17 protein-coding genes, 1 tRNA gene and 1 other RNA gene are annotated in these 16,196 nt (G+C 50.1%); 12 read left to right on the forward strand and 7 right to left on the reverse strand.

The features are described 5' to 3' along the window. The first annotated feature begins 53 nt into the window (after positions 1-53). Positions 54-1,289, forward strand: coding sequence for a zinc ABC transporter substrate-binding protein (locus ABJO30_03410; GenBank protein ID MEP3231860.1), 1,236 nt, complete (start codon positions 54-56; stop codon positions 1,287-1,289). A gap of 83 nt (positions 1,290-1,372) precedes the next feature. Here ABJO30_03410 and ABJO30_03415 read toward each other — a convergent pair whose 3' ends face one another. Continuing rightward, positions 1,373-1,996, reverse strand: a complete 624-nt coding sequence (locus tag ABJO30_03415) for a phosphoribosyltransferase family protein (protein MEP3231861.1) — start codon at positions 1,994-1,996, stop codon at positions 1,373-1,375. Beyond that, on the reverse strand, positions 1,993-2,745 hold the full coding sequence (locus tag ABJO30_03420) for a BtpA/SgcQ family protein (protein MEP3231862.1): 753 nt from the start codon (positions 2,743-2,745) through the stop codon (positions 1,993-1,995). Before ABJO30_03420 ends, ABJO30_03415 begins: the two co-directional genes overlap by 4 nt. A gap of 164 nt (positions 2,746-2,909) precedes the next feature. Here ABJO30_03420 and ABJO30_03425 point away from each other — a divergent pair, with 164 nt between their 5' ends. The 8 genes from ABJO30_03425 to ABJO30_03460 all read left to right on the forward strand — a co-directional run bounded on the left by ABJO30_03425 (position 2,910) and on the right by ABJO30_03460 (position 9,185). Beyond that, complete coding sequence (locus ABJO30_03425; protein MEP3231863.1) at positions 2,910-4,049, forward strand: spermidine/putrescine ABC transporter substrate-binding protein; 1,140 nt, start codon at positions 2,910-2,912, stop codon at positions 4,047-4,049. A 72-nt stretch (positions 4,050-4,121) separates the two neighbouring features. Next, positions 4,122-4,985, forward strand: a complete 864-nt coding sequence (locus ABJO30_03430) for an ABC transporter permease (GenBank protein MEP3231864.1) — start codon at positions 4,122-4,124, stop codon at positions 4,983-4,985. Beyond that, the gene (locus ABJO30_03435; GenBank protein ID MEP3231865.1) at positions 4,982-5,791 is read left to right on the forward strand and encodes an ABC transporter permease; all 810 of its coding nucleotides are present in this window, start codon (positions 4,982-4,984) and stop codon (positions 5,789-5,791) included. Before ABJO30_03430 ends, ABJO30_03435 begins: the two co-directional genes overlap by 4 nt. Then, positions 5,788-6,885 carry an ABC transporter ATP-binding protein gene (locus ABJO30_03440; GenBank protein MEP3231866.1) on the forward strand — a complete coding sequence of 366 codons (1,098 nt, stop codon included), beginning with the start codon at positions 5,788-5,790 and terminating at the stop codon, positions 6,883-6,885. Before ABJO30_03435 ends, ABJO30_03440 begins: the two co-directional genes overlap by 4 nt. A 2-nt stretch (positions 6,886-6,887) precedes the next feature. Further along, positions 6,888-7,769, forward strand: coding sequence for a polysaccharide deacetylase (locus ABJO30_03445; GenBank protein MEP3231867.1), 882 nt, complete (start codon positions 6,888-6,890; stop codon positions 7,767-7,769). Next, entirely contained in the window at positions 7,766-8,224 is a 459-nt protein-coding gene (locus ABJO30_03450; protein MEP3231868.1) for a nucleoside deaminase, read from the forward strand. The genes ABJO30_03445 and ABJO30_03450 overlap by 4 nt, the downstream gene beginning before the upstream one ends. Next, a complete protein-coding gene (gene upp, locus ABJO30_03455; GenBank protein MEP3231869.1) occupies positions 8,221-8,856 on the forward strand; it encodes a uracil phosphoribosyltransferase in 636 nt (211 codons plus the stop codon). The genes ABJO30_03450 and upp overlap by 4 nt, the downstream gene beginning before the upstream one ends. 252 nt (positions 8,857-9,108) lie before the next feature. Beyond that, positions 9,109-9,185, forward strand: a tRNA-Met gene (locus tag ABJO30_03460). Between the two features lie 233 nt (positions 9,186-9,418). On the opposite strand, the gene ABJO30_03465 is transcribed toward ABJO30_03460, so the two are convergent. From ABJO30_03465 to ffs, 5 genes are all read right to left on the reverse strand, one after another. Beyond that, the gene (locus ABJO30_03465) at positions 9,419-9,706 is read right to left on the reverse strand and encodes an EF-hand domain-containing protein (GenBank protein ID MEP3231870.1); all 288 of its coding nucleotides are present in this window, start codon (positions 9,704-9,706) and stop codon (positions 9,419-9,421) included. 247 nt (positions 9,707-9,953) lie between these two features. Continuing rightward, positions 9,954-10,706 (reverse strand): SDR family oxidoreductase, encoded by a 753-nt coding sequence (locus ABJO30_03470; protein MEP3231871.1) that lies wholly within the window; start codon positions 10,704-10,706, stop codon positions 9,954-9,956. Between the two features lie 36 nt (positions 10,707-10,742). Beyond that, positions 10,743-11,066, reverse strand: a complete 324-nt coding sequence (locus tag ABJO30_03475; protein ID MEP3231872.1) for a YbaB/EbfC family nucleoid-associated protein — start codon at positions 11,064-11,066, stop codon at positions 10,743-10,745. After that, positions 11,063-12,901, reverse strand: coding sequence for a DNA polymerase III subunit gamma/tau (locus tag ABJO30_03480; GenBank protein ID MEP3231873.1), 1,839 nt, complete (start codon positions 12,899-12,901; stop codon positions 11,063-11,065). Before ABJO30_03480 ends, ABJO30_03475 begins: the two co-directional genes overlap by 4 nt. Before the next feature lie 175 nt (positions 12,902-13,076). Continuing rightward, an RNA gene (gene ffs, locus ABJO30_03485) (signal recognition particle sRNA small type) lies at positions 13,077-13,173 on the reverse strand. A gap of 94 nt (positions 13,174-13,267) precedes the next feature. Between ffs and ABJO30_03490 the strand changes: the two genes are divergently transcribed. The 3 genes from ABJO30_03490 to ABJO30_03500 all read left to right on the forward strand — a co-directional run bounded on the left by ABJO30_03490 (position 13,268) and on the right by ABJO30_03500 (position 16,151). Continuing rightward, entirely contained in the window at positions 13,268-13,702 is a 435-nt protein-coding gene (locus ABJO30_03490) for an HIT family protein (protein MEP3231874.1), read from the forward strand. A 119-nt stretch (positions 13,703-13,821) separates the two neighbouring features. After that, the gene (locus tag ABJO30_03495) at positions 13,822-15,045 is read left to right on the forward strand and encodes an acyl-CoA dehydrogenase family protein (GenBank protein ID MEP3231875.1); all 1,224 of its coding nucleotides are present in this window, start codon (positions 13,822-13,824) and stop codon (positions 15,043-15,045) included. 2 nt (positions 15,046-15,047) lie between these two features. After that, positions 15,048-16,151, forward strand: coding sequence for a CaiB/BaiF CoA-transferase family protein (locus ABJO30_03500; protein ID MEP3231876.1), 1,104 nt, complete (start codon positions 15,048-15,050; stop codon positions 16,149-16,151). The last annotated feature ends 45 nt before the right edge of the window (positions 16,152-16,196 follow it).

The raw sequence follows: 16,196 nt of genomic DNA on the forward strand, positions 1-16,196 counted from the left end.
GTTATTACATATTCCACCCCATCCCATTTATCAATACGAGTTTCAAAATCAAAATGCCAGTATTTCGTCTCCTAAAACCCACCTTTATCTCCGCCCTCGTTTTTACTTTGCCAACAATGGCTGTCGCCCAGCCAAAGGTGGTCGCGTCTATAAAACCAGTGCACTCCCTTGTTGCGAGCGTAATGAAAGGTGTTGCAGAACCTAGCTTGATTGTGAAAGGCGCGTCCTCTCCCCATGATTTCTCCCTGCGCCCGTCCCAAGCAAAAGATTTGGCCGCAGCCAATGTCGTCTTTTGGATTGGCCCAGGACTTGAGACCTTTTTGCCAAAATCTCTGGAGACGATTGCGAGCAAAGCAAAAAGCGTCGCACTGATTGAAACAAAAGGCTTGGTGAAATTCGAATTCCGCGAAGGCGCAACATTTGAAGGTCACGGAGATCACGGCGGCCATGGCGGTCACGATGATCATGACAAGCACGAAGAACATGCCAAGCATGAGGATCATGACAAGCACGATGATCACGACAAGCATGATGATCACGACAAGCACGATGATCACGACAAGCACGATGATCACGACAAGCACGATGACCACGACAAGCATGATGACCACGACAAGCATGATGATCACGACAAGCACGATGATCACGACAAGCACGATGATCACGACAAGCACGATGATCACGACAAGCACGATGATCATGACAAACATGAAGACCATGCCAAGCATGAAGACCATGCCAAGCATGATGATCACGAAGGGCATGGCGCCCACGCTGTAGACCCGCACATTTTTCTTGATCCGGTCAATGCGCAGAAAATGGTTGTAAAAATCGAGAAAACTCTGATTAAGGCAGACCCTGAGCATGCCAAACAATATGCGGCTAACGCAAAAGAACTAATTTCAAAGCTTGATCACTTAACCCATGAGATTGAAGAAGAAATGGCGCCGCTCAAAGATGCACGTTTCATCGTTTTTCATGACGCCTATCGTTATTTCGAAGCGCGTTTTGGTATCGAAGCAACTGGCTCAATCACACTCAGTCCTGAGACAAGCCCAAGTGTTAGCCGGATCAAAGAAATTCGCACAACTCTTGATGAAACCAAAGTTAGTTGCGTGTTCAGCGAACCACAATTCCCAACTAAACTTGTCGATACAGTGATAGCTGATACGAAGGCCAAGAAAGAGACACTTGACCCACTAGGCGCAGAGCTAGAACCAGGTGCTGGACTTTACAGCAAGCTGGTTACGAACATGGCGACAGCCTTTAAAAATTGCCTAGGTAGCTAAGGTTTAGACCTTAAATCACAAATCCAAGTCGCGCGATTTCAACCAAACTGTAACCGCGCGCAAGGCCTCGCTTCACAACCACATCAAATCGGAAATGCGTCTTCAGGCTTATAGATTTTGAAGCTTTCCAGATATTGTGCATTGGCTTGATCTTGCCATTTCGTTCCCGGTTGAATAGCCGAGATGCACGGATATTTCTTACGGTATTCGGCCGTACGCTCACAATCTTCAATCACAACGGCGACTAACCCCGCGACCTTGCCTTGCTGCTGCTCAACCAATTGCATGGCACCATGCATAGAGCCGCCGGTTTCTACCCATTGATCAACCAGTAGAACTCTTGTGCCAGCGGCGAAAGCAGGTTTGCGCATTTCCATGTCTTGGGTGCGACCTGAATAATTAGTGAAGCTTGCGCTATCTGTATCGACGCATAATTTGCCCGCTTTACGGATCGGCAAGAACCCTTTGCCAATGCGCGTTGCTATGGCTGCACCAAGCACAAAACCCATGGCATCAAGCCCTGCTACAACATCACAGCTATCAGGTTCGATGTCAGCACATAGATCATCCAGTAGATCGTGGAAGGCCTCGCCGTTGATATAAATTGAAGTTGGATCAAGCCAAGCGAATTTCTCGCCCTTAGTGTTGGGTGCCATAAGCGGGAAATACCAACGGTCATCCCTTGGTCCTTTATCGCGCGTCGTCATGCCCTATTCTCCCCATTTTCCAAATTCGCAAACAATCGTGCCAAACGCACAGGATCAATATTATAAAAATCACCTTCGACGTTAATGCCGGTTGCAACCATGATGCAATCAATCGCTTCTGCATAGTGGTGAACATTTTCAGGCGTAACGCCAGATGCAATGGCGAGCGTCTTGTCGCCACAGGCCTTTCGAAACACATCAATTTTGGAAAGGTCCGCCGCCTTGCCCGTTGCAACGCCTGATGTGCAAACAGCATCCATATAGTCGCAAGCAATGGTGGCGCTGGTGGCATAGTCTTCAGGTTTTACGTCTCGTTGTTTTTTGAAGGCCGTGCCGCCGAGATAAAAACCATCCCATCCGGCCTCTTTCTTCGCCTGTAAAATAGCGCTCGCCTCTGGCTGATCATCAATGGACCGCGCTTCATCAATGCGCGCATCATCGCCCCAATACCCATCAATGCGCGTACCACCGCGTTCTAACTCGCCCAAAACGGGAAAAGCATCTTTACCCGTAACAGATAGGAAGTTAATGCCAATCCAAGCAGAAGGAAAAGTCGCGCGTGCATCTTCGATAATCGGCAAAAATTGCTTCACACCAAAATCATGATTGATCAGAAAGACACCTTTGCAGCCGCCATCAAGCGCCAGTTTTATATTGCGCCGCGTTTGCTCTTCGTCGATCACATGGATCACCGGCAAGACAACTGCCTTCGTGGTACCAAACTTTTCTTTAAACGCCTGCCTATTCATCACCCTGCCCTTAAATTCCGCAAATCTTCCTCGCTGCACACAACGTTATCAACAAGCAAAGCCCAATGCGAGATTAAAAATAGCTTCACTATGGACTCCTCCTCAAACCTCAAGATAGGCTCCAATCTGAAATTTTATGGACTACATTTTAGGGGAGCCCCGTCATGACCGACCAGAAGAAATCTTCCAATATTTTAAAGCCAACAAGGCGTGAATTATTGAAATATACGGGAGCTGCTGCGCTCTCTATGCCATTCGTCAACCGCACTTGGGCGCAAACGGTGGAACTTAATATGTTGGCTTGGTATGGCCACGGCGAGAGCGACATTGTTGGTGAATACGAAGCTGCGAACAACGTAAAATTCAAACCGAAATATTATGCTGGTGGCGACAATATGTTGGCGCTGATTGCTCAATCACCTCCAGGCACATACGACGTAATTTTGTCAGATGCGGAATTCGTACAGCAGCTTAACGCGGCTGGCCACATCGAGGAGCTAAACGCTGCAGACTATAACTTCGACGACATGCTGCATGAAGACTTCACCAAGTTCCCGGGTCACTGGGCAGATGGCAAGCTTCACTCTGTCATGGTGCGCTGTGGCCACCTTGGTGTTTCTTATAACAAGAATGCCATTACCGCTGAAGAAGCGGCAAGCTATTCATGCTTCTGGAAAGAAGACGTGAAAGGCAAAGTTGGCCACTTTGATTGGCACCTACCAAGCCTTGGCATGATGAGCCTTTATAATGGCAATGGTGCTGGTCTTTGGGATCTTGATGATGCTGGATGGGCCAAGGTTCAAGAAACAACCACAAGCCTACGCCCACAAGTTGGCGGTTACTTCGATTACGGCGGGACATTCAACTCATTGAAAAATGGCGAAATGCTTGCAATGTGTGGCATTGGTGACTGGATCACAGGCGTTCTCGAAAAAGACGGCGCACCCGTTGCCTCTGTCGTTCCAAAAGAAGGCGGCATCCAGTGGACGGAGAGCTATTGTATCGGCAAGGGTTCTGAAAAAGCAGACCTCGTGAAGAACTTCATCCAGTACATGCTTTCGCCACAAGGTCAGGTAAAATCTGCACAAATGGCAGCTTACCCAGGCTTCGCGATTACCAAAGCAGGCCGCGCACTCTTGAACGAAGTGGACAAGAAAGAAGCGGTCCGTACAGGTCAGGTTGATGGTCTTGCCAATGACCCAATCACGCTTGTGAAAGAAGGCCGCATCCACTACCGCGACATTCCAAAACAACAGTCTTTGGAAGATTGGAACGATTACTGGTCTGAATATAAAAACGCATAGACGACGCGTAAAGTTCCCCTCGCCAACATTGCGTTGGCGGGGGCATTTCTATTTTAGTATCCGGCATAGTTCATGGCGTCACAAGCACGGCAAAATCGTTGGTCTGTCTATAAACTGACATGGCGGCTGCCGATTATCATTTGGCAATTTTTATTCTTCATCGGCCCTTTGGCTTTGATGGTAGCGATGTCGTTTTTCCTCGTGAAAAACTACCGCATGGTCGAAGCGTTCGAGATGAAGAACTGGGTCAAAATGTTTGGCCGCAATTATTTCTGGGATAGCTACTGGTTCACTTTCGGCCTAGCAGGTGCTGCGACAATCATTTGCACGCTGATTGCCTTTCCCGCCTCTTACACTCTCGCTTTCAAAGTGTCGGCCACCGTGCGGCGTTGGGCGATCTTCTTTTTAATCATCCCGTTTTTCACAAGCTATCTGGTGCGCACCTTCTCTTGGTACGTGATCTTGGCCGAACAAGGCATCATCAATGCCATGCTGGGCTTTGTCGGGCTTGGTCCTTACACCATGTTGAACACGACATTTGGTTCAACGGTTGGCTACCTTACGCTCACCCTGCCGCTTGTGGTGATCTTGCAAACCATCTCCTTGGCGCAGGTGGATCGCTCGCTGGTAGAGGCCGCGCACAATCTTGGATGCGGACGTTTGCGCACAGTGTTCACCGTGGTGGTGCCTCTTGCAAAGGTCGGCCTGATCATCGGCGCGGTGTTCTGCTTTATTCTGTCCTTCGGTGATTTTGTCGCGCCCTATTATCTGGGCGGCTCTAAACCGCCGACCTTGCCGATCCTCATTATCGATCAGACCAAATCCGGCCAACAATGGCCACGGGCCGCTGTGGTTGCGATCACCATGATGGTCACGCTCTTCACCATTGCCTTTGCCGCCATTTATGCAGCTTATGCGAAGCGAGGCAGAGCATGAATTCGCTCTTAAACAGACAGACACTCAAATGGTTCTTATGGGCCTATGTCGGCGTGATTTTTATCTTCGTTTTCGCGCCGATTGTCACGAGTTTGATCTTCTCGTTTAACTCACAGCGCTTCCCAACCATTCCACTTGGGTCGTTCACAACCCAGTGGTATGAAGCGGTATTAAGCGACCCTGAGTTTTGGGAATCCGCCACCCGCAGTTTGATCGTTTCGGTGTGCACAGCCGTGCTTGCGACCATCATCGGCTTTGCAACGGCGTACACAGATTTTCGCTATAACTTCCGCTTCAAAGGCGCCTACCTAGCGCTTGCTCTTTTGCCACCAACCATCCCGCTCATCATCATGGCGCTTGCTATGCTCGCATGGCTCTCGCGCATTGGGGCATCGGGGCAAGTTTGGTCGATCATCGTCGCGCACACAGTGCTCACCGCACCCTTTGCCATGGCCATCATTCGCCTGCGCCTCTCACAGATGGATGAAAGCTTGGAGGCTGCGGCATGGAACCTTGGCGCGAGTGAATGGGCTGCCATGCGCCATGTTATATTTCCTTTCGCCAAGCCTGCGATTATCTCCGCTCTCTGCCTCACGGCGGCAGTCTCCTTTGATGAGTTTGCGGTCGCGTGGTTCGTCTCAGGCCTCAACAAAACCATCCCCGTGATGATCCTCGAAATCGTGCAAGGCAACATCGATCCACGCGTCAACGCCATTGGTAGCTTCGTCTTCATTATCTCCATGACGCTAGTGATTGCAGCACAGCTGTTTTTCATGGCTAAATCCAACAAAGAAGAAACGTCATGACGACCAACCCCCTTGTTCAGTTTAATTCGGTCACAAAGCGCTTCGGTGATTTTACTGCCGTCAATGATGTGAGTTTCGAAATTGACCGCGGTGAATTTGTGGCGATCATGGGTCCATCTGGTTGCGGCAAGACGACAAGCTTGCGGATGTTGGCAGGGCTAGAAACGCCTGATGGTGGCGACATCATCATCGATGGCAAGCGCATGAATGATGTGTCCGCCCATGAACGCGACACGCCGCTTGTTTGGCAATCACTCGCGCTGTTCCCGTTTTTGAATGTGCGGGCCAATGTGGAATTCGGCCTAAAAATGCGCGGCATGGATGCGGCCAATCGTCGGATAAAATCTGATGAGTGGCTTGAGAAAATGGAAATTGCAGAATTTGCAAACCGCGACATCGCCCAACTTTCAGGTGGCCAACGTCAGCGTGTGGCCCTTGCTCGTGCTCTTGTCACCGAGCCGGAATTGCTGCTGCTCGATGAACCACTTTCAGCCCTTGATGCACACCTTGTGATCCGTATGCAGCAAGTGCTGACACGGCTTCAAAGAGAACTTGGCATTACCTTTGTGTACGTCACCCACTCCCAATCTGAAGCCTTCGCCATGGCTGACCGTGTAATCATTATGGGGCAAGGCGAGATTGCACAAGCTGGACCATCAAAAGACATCTACCGCGCACCACGCACGCGGTTTGTGGCTGAGTTTGTTGGACGCAACAACATCATTGCAGGCAAAGTGACAAAGGCAACAAAGAGCCTTGTCCATTTAGAGGCATCATTCGGCCCACTTACCATCCAGCCATCTAAAGAGTGCGATTTAAAAGAAAGCGACGCGGTGGAATTTGCGATTGCTGCTGACTTCGTCAATCTGCATGAAGCAAAACCGAAAGCCAAAGCGGGCACCAATGTCGTGCCTGTCACCTTGATCTCAGAAGAATTTGTCGGCTCAGTCGTGACGCTGTTTTTGGAAGCAGAAGACGGCAGCGAATTTAAGACCCAAATACAAGAGCGCGATTTGGCCGATATTGATCTTAAGTCAGGACGCGCCTTCTACCTAAGCTGGCCTGCCGACCGCACTCATTTGCTGGAGGAATAGAGATGATTGCCAATCCAATTCCGTGGCCAAATGGTGCAAAATGCGCGTGTGCCATTACCTTTGATATGGACGCTGATAGTCTCATCCATATCGCAAGACCCAAAGATAGCTATGACCGCCTCTATCCAATCACGATGGGGAAATATGGCCCGACAGTCGCCGTGCCGCGCATCTTGGAAACGTATAAAAAGTTTGGTCTAAAACAATCCTTCTTCATCCCCGGTTGGTGCCTTGAAGAATACCAAGAAACCGTGGATTTGATTTTGAAAGACGGCCACGAAATTGGTCATCACGGCTGGATTCACGAAGACCCGATTGTGACAAAAGGCAATCAACGCCACTGGGTTGAAAAAGCACTCGACAGCTATGGCCGTATCGTTGGTGGCAAACCACGTGGCTACCGCGCACCAGTTTACAACGTCACCCAAGAAGTGATCGACTTATTGATCGAACATGACTTCAAATATGATTCATCACTCATGGCCGACGACATTCCTTACCGCATGCAAACAGCGGCGGGTGAGCTTTATGAGATGCCCGTTCATTGGGGCACAGATGACTGGCCGCCTTTTGCTCACTATGATGAGATTGGCTACATGATGCCCGTACGCGGTCCTTCTTCTGGCCTGCAAGGGTTTTGGGAAGAGTTCGACGCGCAATATGAGGCGGGTGGTTTCTTTATGCTCATCGTCCACCCATTCCTAACAGGCCGCTTGGCCCGCTGGCGCTTGGTTGAACAGTGGTTAGAAAAAACCCTTGAGACCAAGGACGTCTGGTTCGCGCCTTTGGAAGAAATTCAAGCGCATGTTGAAAAGCTTGCCCAATCAGGCGACTATCAACCGCGCACAGATCAACTACCATATTACGAAGGGCCCGTTGCATGAGCGATGCTATGACCGAAACCGACAAACGCTTTTTGCGCCTTGCTTATGATGAAGCTCTCGGTGGCTATGAAGAAGGTGGTTGTCCCATAGGGTCCGTACTGGCCGAAGGGGATCGACTGATTGCACAAGGACGCAATCAACGGGTTCAAAAAGGCGACCCGATTGCCCATGGTGAAATGGATTGTTTGCGCAAAGCAGGACGGCAAAAAAGCTATCGCAACATGACGCTTTATACCTCACTCAGCCCTTGCATGATGTGCTCTGGCACCATCGTACAGTTTGGCGTTTCACGCGTGGTGATTGGCGAAAACCAAACCTTTGGCGGCAACGAAGAGTTTTTGCGCGAGCGCGGCGTTGAAGTGGTGCTGGCACAAGACCCTGACTGCATTGCATTGATGACAAAATTTATTGAAGAACAGCCTGAACTTTGGAACGAGGATATAGCGGAAGAATGACCCATAAAAATGTAACCCACGTCAATCATCCGCTCATTCAGCACAAACTCACCTTGATGCGTGACAAGCACACATCATCCGCTGTTTTTCGCCAGTTGCTGAGAGAGATCTCAACGCTGCTGACTTATGAGGTGCTGCGCGATATTCCGTTGACGACACAGACCATTCAAACGCCAATGGAAACAATGGAAGCACCCGTTCTGGAAGGTAAGAAGCTCGCGTTTATTTCTATTCTGCGGGCAGGTAACGGTCTGCTTGATGGTATGTTGGACCTTGTCCCTTCTGCGCGTGTTGGACATGTTGGCCTTTACCGCGACCATAAAACGCTGGAACCAATTGAATATTATTTCAAAGTACCAAAGGAAATCGAAAAGCGCCTAGTGATTGCCGTTGATCCAATGCTTGCAACAGCCAATTCAGCATCAGCCGCGATTACACAGCTTAAAAAAGCGGGCGCCAAAAACATTCGCTTTGTGTCTTTGCTCGCCGCGCCAGAAGGGATCGAAGCCCTCACAACCGCACACCCAGATGTCCCAATTTTCACAGCGGCGATTGATAGCCACCTCAATGAACTTGGTTACATCATGCCAGGTCTTGGTGATGCGGGTGACCGCATGTATGGCACTAAGTAGCAAGGGTCAGCACGCTCCCGTAACAATCTAACCTAATTTATCCATTTGACGCTGACGGCACACACATTTCCCCTCAGCGCCGAACGGGTAAATTCGCCCTTGGCAGTCGCAACTTTCAACAGCACATTTGCCTCAATGACGCGGACAATCAGAGCGGTTACAAAAATAATTTCAAAAAAACGACATAGCCCCCTTCTCAATCCGAAACTTAATGTCTATAGACGTGTTTCGGACACGCTAAGTGTTCAGTATCGCGGGGTGGAGCAGCCCGGTAGCTCGTCAGGCTCATAACCTGAAGGTCGCAGGTTCAAATCCTGCCCCCGCAACCAATCTTTCGAAAATCATCGAATACCGTCGCTGACGTAAAAGCTTCGCTTTTACGGGCGAGTAGCTCATCGTGCCAAAGCACCATAACCTGAAGGTCGCAGGTTCAAATCCTGCCCCCGCAACCAATTTTTTGAAAAATTGAATGATCCAGTCGCTGCGACACATAAAGCAACGGTCCATACAAAAAACGCGGCCTTTGCAGGCCGCGCTTGAAAAGTAAAAATCGCTCAGTTTTCTATTGAGCTTTTTTCTTTGCTCTACGTTCTGCATGCTTTGCTTTGCGTGCTTCGCGAGCGGCTTTTAGTTCTTCTTTAGTTAGCTCGCCGTTGTTGTCTGCGTCAATTTTTGCAAACCGCTTTTTAGCGCGTTCCAAATACTCAGCTTGTGAGATGGTGCCGTTACCGTCAGTATCCATTTTAGCAAAATGCTTGCCACCCTTGCCGTCCTTTGCAAATGACGGAGCAGCAACGCCTGCTACCAATACAGCGAGAGCAGAAACTGCAACAATTGTTTTATTTTTCATAATTCTTGTCTTTCATAAAAAGGTATGGATTTTTACAAATCCAATCGTTTAAGCATTCCATATGGACTATGAGGATGCGGGAGGTATGCATGAAAGCAAGGTATAAAAGAAAACCAAGCTTTAATGCGTAGATGACAACTTACAGCTGTCTTTGTTTAAAATTAGACAGCACTGTGACTTTAGTTGTCATAATTTAATTTTTTTTGAATTTACTTGTTTTTATTACAATATATAGGAATTATTTCAATCACCCACGCCCAACGAAGGGCATGTTCGTTGCCATCACTGTCATGAATTGAACGTTAGCACTGAGCGGCAAGTCCGCCATGTAGCGGATGGCATCACCCACATGCACGAGGTCCATCAAAGGTTCTGGCTTGATAGAACCATCAGGCTGCTTCGCGCCTTCACCAAGCGGTATCGCCATGTCAGACGCCGCATTGCCTATATCAATTTGTGAGCATGCAATGTCGAACGGGCGCCCATCCAATGAGAGCGTTTTGGTCAAACCAGTGATTGCGTGTTTGGTCGCGGTATAAGGCACAGACCCAGGCCTTGGCGCATGGGCCGAAATAGACCCGTTATTGATAATGCGTCCGCCATGCGGTTCTTGACGGCGCATCAAGGAGAACGCCGCGCGGGCACATAGAAACGAACCTGTTAGATTGACGTTGACCGCGTTGGTCCATTCTTCAACTGAAATCTCATCAATCAGCTTGCTATGAACAATAACGCCCGCATTGTTGAAGAGGACATCAATGCGGCCATGACGTTCTTCGATTTGGGAAAACATAGTCTCCACAAAAGCCGCATCACTGATATCGCCCGCAATTATTTCGCCCGCGCCTCCGTGTTCAGCAACACACTCACTTAGCGCTTCTTGCAAGACAGTCTCGCGGCGACCATTGAAAACCACATGATAACCACCCGCCACTAGCGCGTGAGCAGCGGCTTTACCGACACCCGTTCCAGCACCTGTTACAAGGGCGACTTTGGTCATCATGGTTTCTTTCAATAACGATTTTAGCAAAGACGCTTAAAACGGCAATTTCATTCCCGGCGGCAAAGGAAGACCCGCGGTCATTTCTTGCATTTTTTCTTGCATCGCCGCTTCAGATTTACCCTTGGCATCATTATGAGCTGCAAGGATCAAGTCTTCCATGATTTCTGCTTCTTCTTCCTTCAAAAGCGACGGGTCAACTTTAAGACCACGCATCTCGCCTTTGCCAGAAAGCGTCACAGTGACCAAGCCACCGCCTGCTGTGCCAACAACTTCTGCGTTGGCTGCTTCTTCTTGCATTTCCTGTATTTTCGCCTGCATTTCGCCGGCTTTTTTCATCAAACCCATGATATCTTTCACGGTGTTTCTCCATCGTTGTCTATGTCATCATCTTCAGGCACAGCTTCCAATATCTCTTCATCTTCTTGGAATGAGATATTGACTATTTTCGAACCTGGAAATTGTTTTAATACGGCTGCAACCGTTGGATCTTCTTCTGCTTCGCGGGTGCGCTCTGCTTCTTCTTCCGCGCGCTGAATTTTAAGTGGCACCTCGCCGCCTTCGCGCGCGACGATCACTTGCCAATCTTGGCCAGACCAATCTTTCAAACGCGACTTTATGTCGGACGCTAGATTACGCGGTGCTTGTGGGGTCGGTGAAAATTCGATGCGACCATTTTCAAAGGCAATCAAACAGACACACGCTTCAAGCGCATGACGAAAGGCAAGGTCGCGCTTTTCTTCGGCAATCGCCACCAAATCTTCAAAGCGATTAATCCGCACACTTTCAGCCGCTTTTGCTTCTGGAACGGGTTCGGCCTCAACTGGCTGTGGATTTGGGTTATTGGTTGCCAAAACGGGGCGCGGGCGCTGCATTTCAGGCGCCGTCTGTTGGGCATCCAACATGACAGGGTCGCCTGATGGCATTGGCTGGCTCATCTGCCCACCACCATATTGTGCAACAGGCGCACCACCGTTGCCAGATGGATGAGGCGCAGCATTCGTCGCAGGTGCTGTTTGCCCGCTTCCTGCACCTTGTTTGATAAGCTTAATTGCCTCATCAGGTGTTGGCAGATCGGCAACATAAGCAAGGCGCACAATCACCATGTCTGCTGCGGCTAAGGGCTTGCGGGCAGTTTGAACTTCTTCAATGCCTTTTAAGAGCATTTGCCAAGCCCGTGATAAAACACGGATGGAAAGGTTTTCAGCAAACTCTTCCGCTTTTGCTTTTTCAAGATCAGACAAAGCCTGTCCGCGTGGCACGCCATCTGCAAGTTTTGCCGTTGTGACCAAATGGGTAAATTCGGCCAAGTCAGATAAAATGACGAAAGGGTCAGCGCCCACATCAAATTGTTCTTTTATCTCAGCCAGCGCTTCCTTCACGCGGCCAGACATGACGTGGTCGAATAGATCAATAATGCGCGTGCGGTTGGCAAGGCCCAGCATGTCACGCATTTGATCAGCGGTTACACCACCGCCGCCGTGGGAGATGGCTTGATCAAGCAGAGAAAGCGCATCGCGCACAGACCCTTCTGAGGCACGAGCAACGAGCGCCAGCGCATCATCACTCACTTCAACATTTTCTTTTTGGGCCACGCCCTGCAAAAACGTCACCATGGTCTCGCCTTCAATCCGGCGAAGATCAAAGCGCTGGCAACGTGAGAGCACCGTTACCGGTACTTTACGAATTTCGGTTGTGGCGAAGATAAATTTCACATGCTCTGGCGGCTCTTCGAGCGTTTTCAGCAAACCGTTAAAGGCTGCTGTTGAGAGCATATGCACCTCATCGATGATATAAACTTTATAGCGCGCTGCCGCAGGCTTGTATTTCACCGCGTCGATGATCTCGCGAATATCGCCAATACCTGTATGAGAGGCCGCATCCATCTCCACCACATCAATGTGGCTTGAATTGATGATCGCATCACAATGGGCGCCATGCTCCGCCATCTCAATGGTTGGCGCGTCAATCCCGTCTGCTTCATAGTTTAAAGCGCGGGCTAAGATACGAGCTGTCGTTGTTTTACCGACACCGCGAACGCCTGTTAGCATATAGGCTTGGGCGATACGGTTGAGTTGGAATGCATTGGTGAGTGTCGTGACCATCGGCTCTTGACCGATCAAGTCTTCAAAGGTGCTTGGGCGGTATTTTCGAGCCAGCACGCGATAGGCTGTCTGTCCGTCTGTCTCGTCCATAACCCGCATCCTCATTAACGATCTTCGCGGAATTTAGTCCTCAGACTACCCCGCTCTCTTGTGAGTGACAAACCATCATGCCAGTACTATGGCACAATTCCACAGCATAAGTGCTGGGCCTGTCTCTGAAAATGGCGTGGTAGATAACCACGGCCATTTTGAGAGTGACGCGAAAATAGGAGATTGGACGTTGACCCGAGCCTAAGCTCGTTAGGGCTGCTTCCTTCCGGATCTGACCCGGTTGGCGAGTGGCACGTCCATCGCCAACCTCCCAACCGCATCATATCACAGGGCTGACGCACTTTTGCAAGTACAAATCTCATGATCTTTCACAAGATGATGAGATCATAGGGCAAAGAGACGATAATGAACGCATTAAAAACAGGTTTTTCGCTGTCAGACAGACTTGAAGCAGATACCTTTCCCGTCGTCGATTTACGCCTTTGCACCGTTCGCTTGATGAATGACACGCGTTATCCGTGGGTCGTTTTGGTGCCGCGTGTGGCTCATATCGAAGAAATTTTTGAGTTGAGCCGCGTTGAGCAGAGTTTTTTGATGGAAGAAATGTCTGCTGTATCCCGCGCAGTTAAGGCCGTGACCAACCCAACAAAGATGAATGTCGGCGCACTTGGCAATATTGTTCGTCAATTGCATATCCATGTGATTGCCCGTTTTGAAACAGATGCCACATGGCCAGGTCCCGTATGGGGACAAGGCGAAGCTAATCCTTACATTGATGAAGGGGCTGCATTCTTGTCACTGCTTCGCCCACAAATTGCGCAAGAGATGGATCGCAAATAGCGCTCTAAAATTTAGTCTTACTGCTTTGAATTCATTCTTGTTAATGGACAAAGCCTTGCCATCTAAAACCATGCATGCTCCCATGAGTGCCACCTGTGCGCTTTCCTTGAGGAGATGAGATGTCGACTGACACACCCCATTTTTCACCGCTAGACCCAACTTATGCAGACCTTGGTAATGAGATCCGCCAATTTGTGATTGATCGCTGCATCCCTCGTGAGCCGGAATGGAAAGCAACAGGGAAAGAGATTTCCGACGAGCTAAGGTTAGAGCTTGTGGCCGAAGCAAAAGCGGCGGGCATTTATGGCCCTCACTTACCTAAAGAATATGGTGGCAAAGAAATTACCCATCGCGGTTCTGCCGTTGCATTTGAAGCAGCCGGATACTCCATGCTTGGTGCTATCTCCATTCATTGCAATGCGCCGGATGAAGGCAACCAGCACCTTCTCAACAAAGTTGCAACACCCGCCCAGCGCGAAGAGTTCTTAAAGCCGCTCTGCGAAGGTGCTCGCTCCTGTTTCATGATGACGGAACCGGGTGGTGCGGGTGCTGACCCGAACCAGATGACGAGCCGCGCTATTCGTGATGGTGATGACTATCTGATCTCTGGCCGCAAATGGTATATCACCGGCGCTGTAGGTTCTAAGTTCTCCATCATCATGGCAAGGGATGGTGCAGCCGATGATGCGCCACCAAGCATGTTCCTCGTGCCGACCGATGCACCGGGTATCAACATCATCAAAGAGATGGATGTGATGGCGCACGATACACCCGGTGGCCATTGCCAAATTGAGCTTGATAATGTGCGCGTGCATAAAGACAATGTTTTAGGAGAAGCTGGCAAGGGCTTTCAATATGCCCAAGTGCGGCTTGCACCTGCACGCTTAACACACTGTATGCGGTGGTTGGGTGCTGCACAGCGCTGCCATGATACAGCCCTTCACCATGCAGGTCATCGCACGTCTTTCGGTAAGCGGTTGGGTGAGCACCAAGGTGTTGGCTTTATGTTGGCTGACAATGAAATTGACCTGCACACCGCGCGCATTTCCATCGACCATGCCTGTGCCATTCTTGATAGCGGCGCAAAAGGGCGGCACGAAACGAGCATGGTGAAGGTCTTTGTCTCCGAAGCACTTAGCCGCGTGGTTGATCGTTCCATGCAAATTTTGGGTGGGCTTGGTGTTACGGGCTATACGCCAGTTGAGCATATTTACCGCTCCATCCGCGCCTTCCGCATTTATGACGGCCCATCTGAAGTGCACCGCTTCGCCATTGCTCGCCGCGTATTGCCCGGTGAAAATGAGGCAAACCGTATCGAGGTCGATTGGACGAAGGAAAGCTAAGAATGAGCACGCCAAAGACGCCCCTTGCTGGTCTCAAAGTGGTCAGCATGGCGGAACAATATCCAGGCCCCTTCTGCACCATGGTTTTGAGCGACCTTGGCGCGGAAGTGGTGCAGGTGGAACGGCCAAACAGCGGCGACCCTGCCCGTCATTTCAAAGCGTTTTATGAGGCAATCAATCGTGGCAAATCTTCCGTCGCACTGGATGTGAAAGAAAGCGGTCAGCGCGAGCAATTGCTATCCCTGCTTAGCGAGAGCGACGTTTTCCTTGAAGGGTTTCGACCGGGAAAATTGGCGAAAGCGGGCCTCTCCTATGAAGACGTAAAAGCCCACAACCCGCGCATTATCTATTGCTCCATCTCAGGCTTTGGACAAAGCGGCCCTTACCGCGATCGCCCTGCCCACGACCTCACCTATCAAGGGGTGGCGGGGGCTTTGGATGAGCGCATTAAGGGCGATGTGACAGGCTTGCCCTCCACCTTCCTGCTTGGTGATACCATGTCGGCACTTTATGCGACCATCGGCATTTTAACCGCCCTCAACGCGCGCGAACGAACCAAAGTAGGCACCTATATTGATGTCTCCATGACAGATTGCGTTGCCTCCGCCATGGCAGCCTTCACCGCGATGAGCGACCAAGATGACGGGATCGCGCCGCCGCAAGCAGAACCTGCCTTCGACCTTTTTCAATGCAAAGATGGCCAATGGCTCACCCTTTCAATCGCCCATGAGGATAGCTACTGGACAACCCTTTGCAAAACGCTGGGCCTCGATCATGTCGCAGACCTAAAACGCACCGAGCGCGTGGCACGTCGCGGTGAATTAAAAGGCATGATTGAAGACCGCATCGCCCAAGAACCGCGCGATGCATGGGAGAGCGTGTTTAACAACAGCGGTCAAATGTGGGGGCCAGCTAACCGTCTCAACGAAGCACCGCATGATAAAGGCTTGATGGCGAGGAACCTCTATCACCGCATAAAACGGTTGGATGGCATAGAGCAATGGGTGACGCGCCAACCGCTCGTTTTTTCAGATTATGAGAATGCACCCCTTAGCCCTGCGCCAGAATTAGGCGCAGACAACGAGAAAATTTTGGGCGAAATATAAGACCCCAGCCAGTAATTCTCGAAATTTATTCAACGATATTGTCGC

The organism is Hyphomicrobiales bacterium, assembly GCA_039973685.1.
GTDB lineage: Bacteria > Pseudomonadota > Alphaproteobacteria > Rhizobiales > JACESI01 > JACESI01.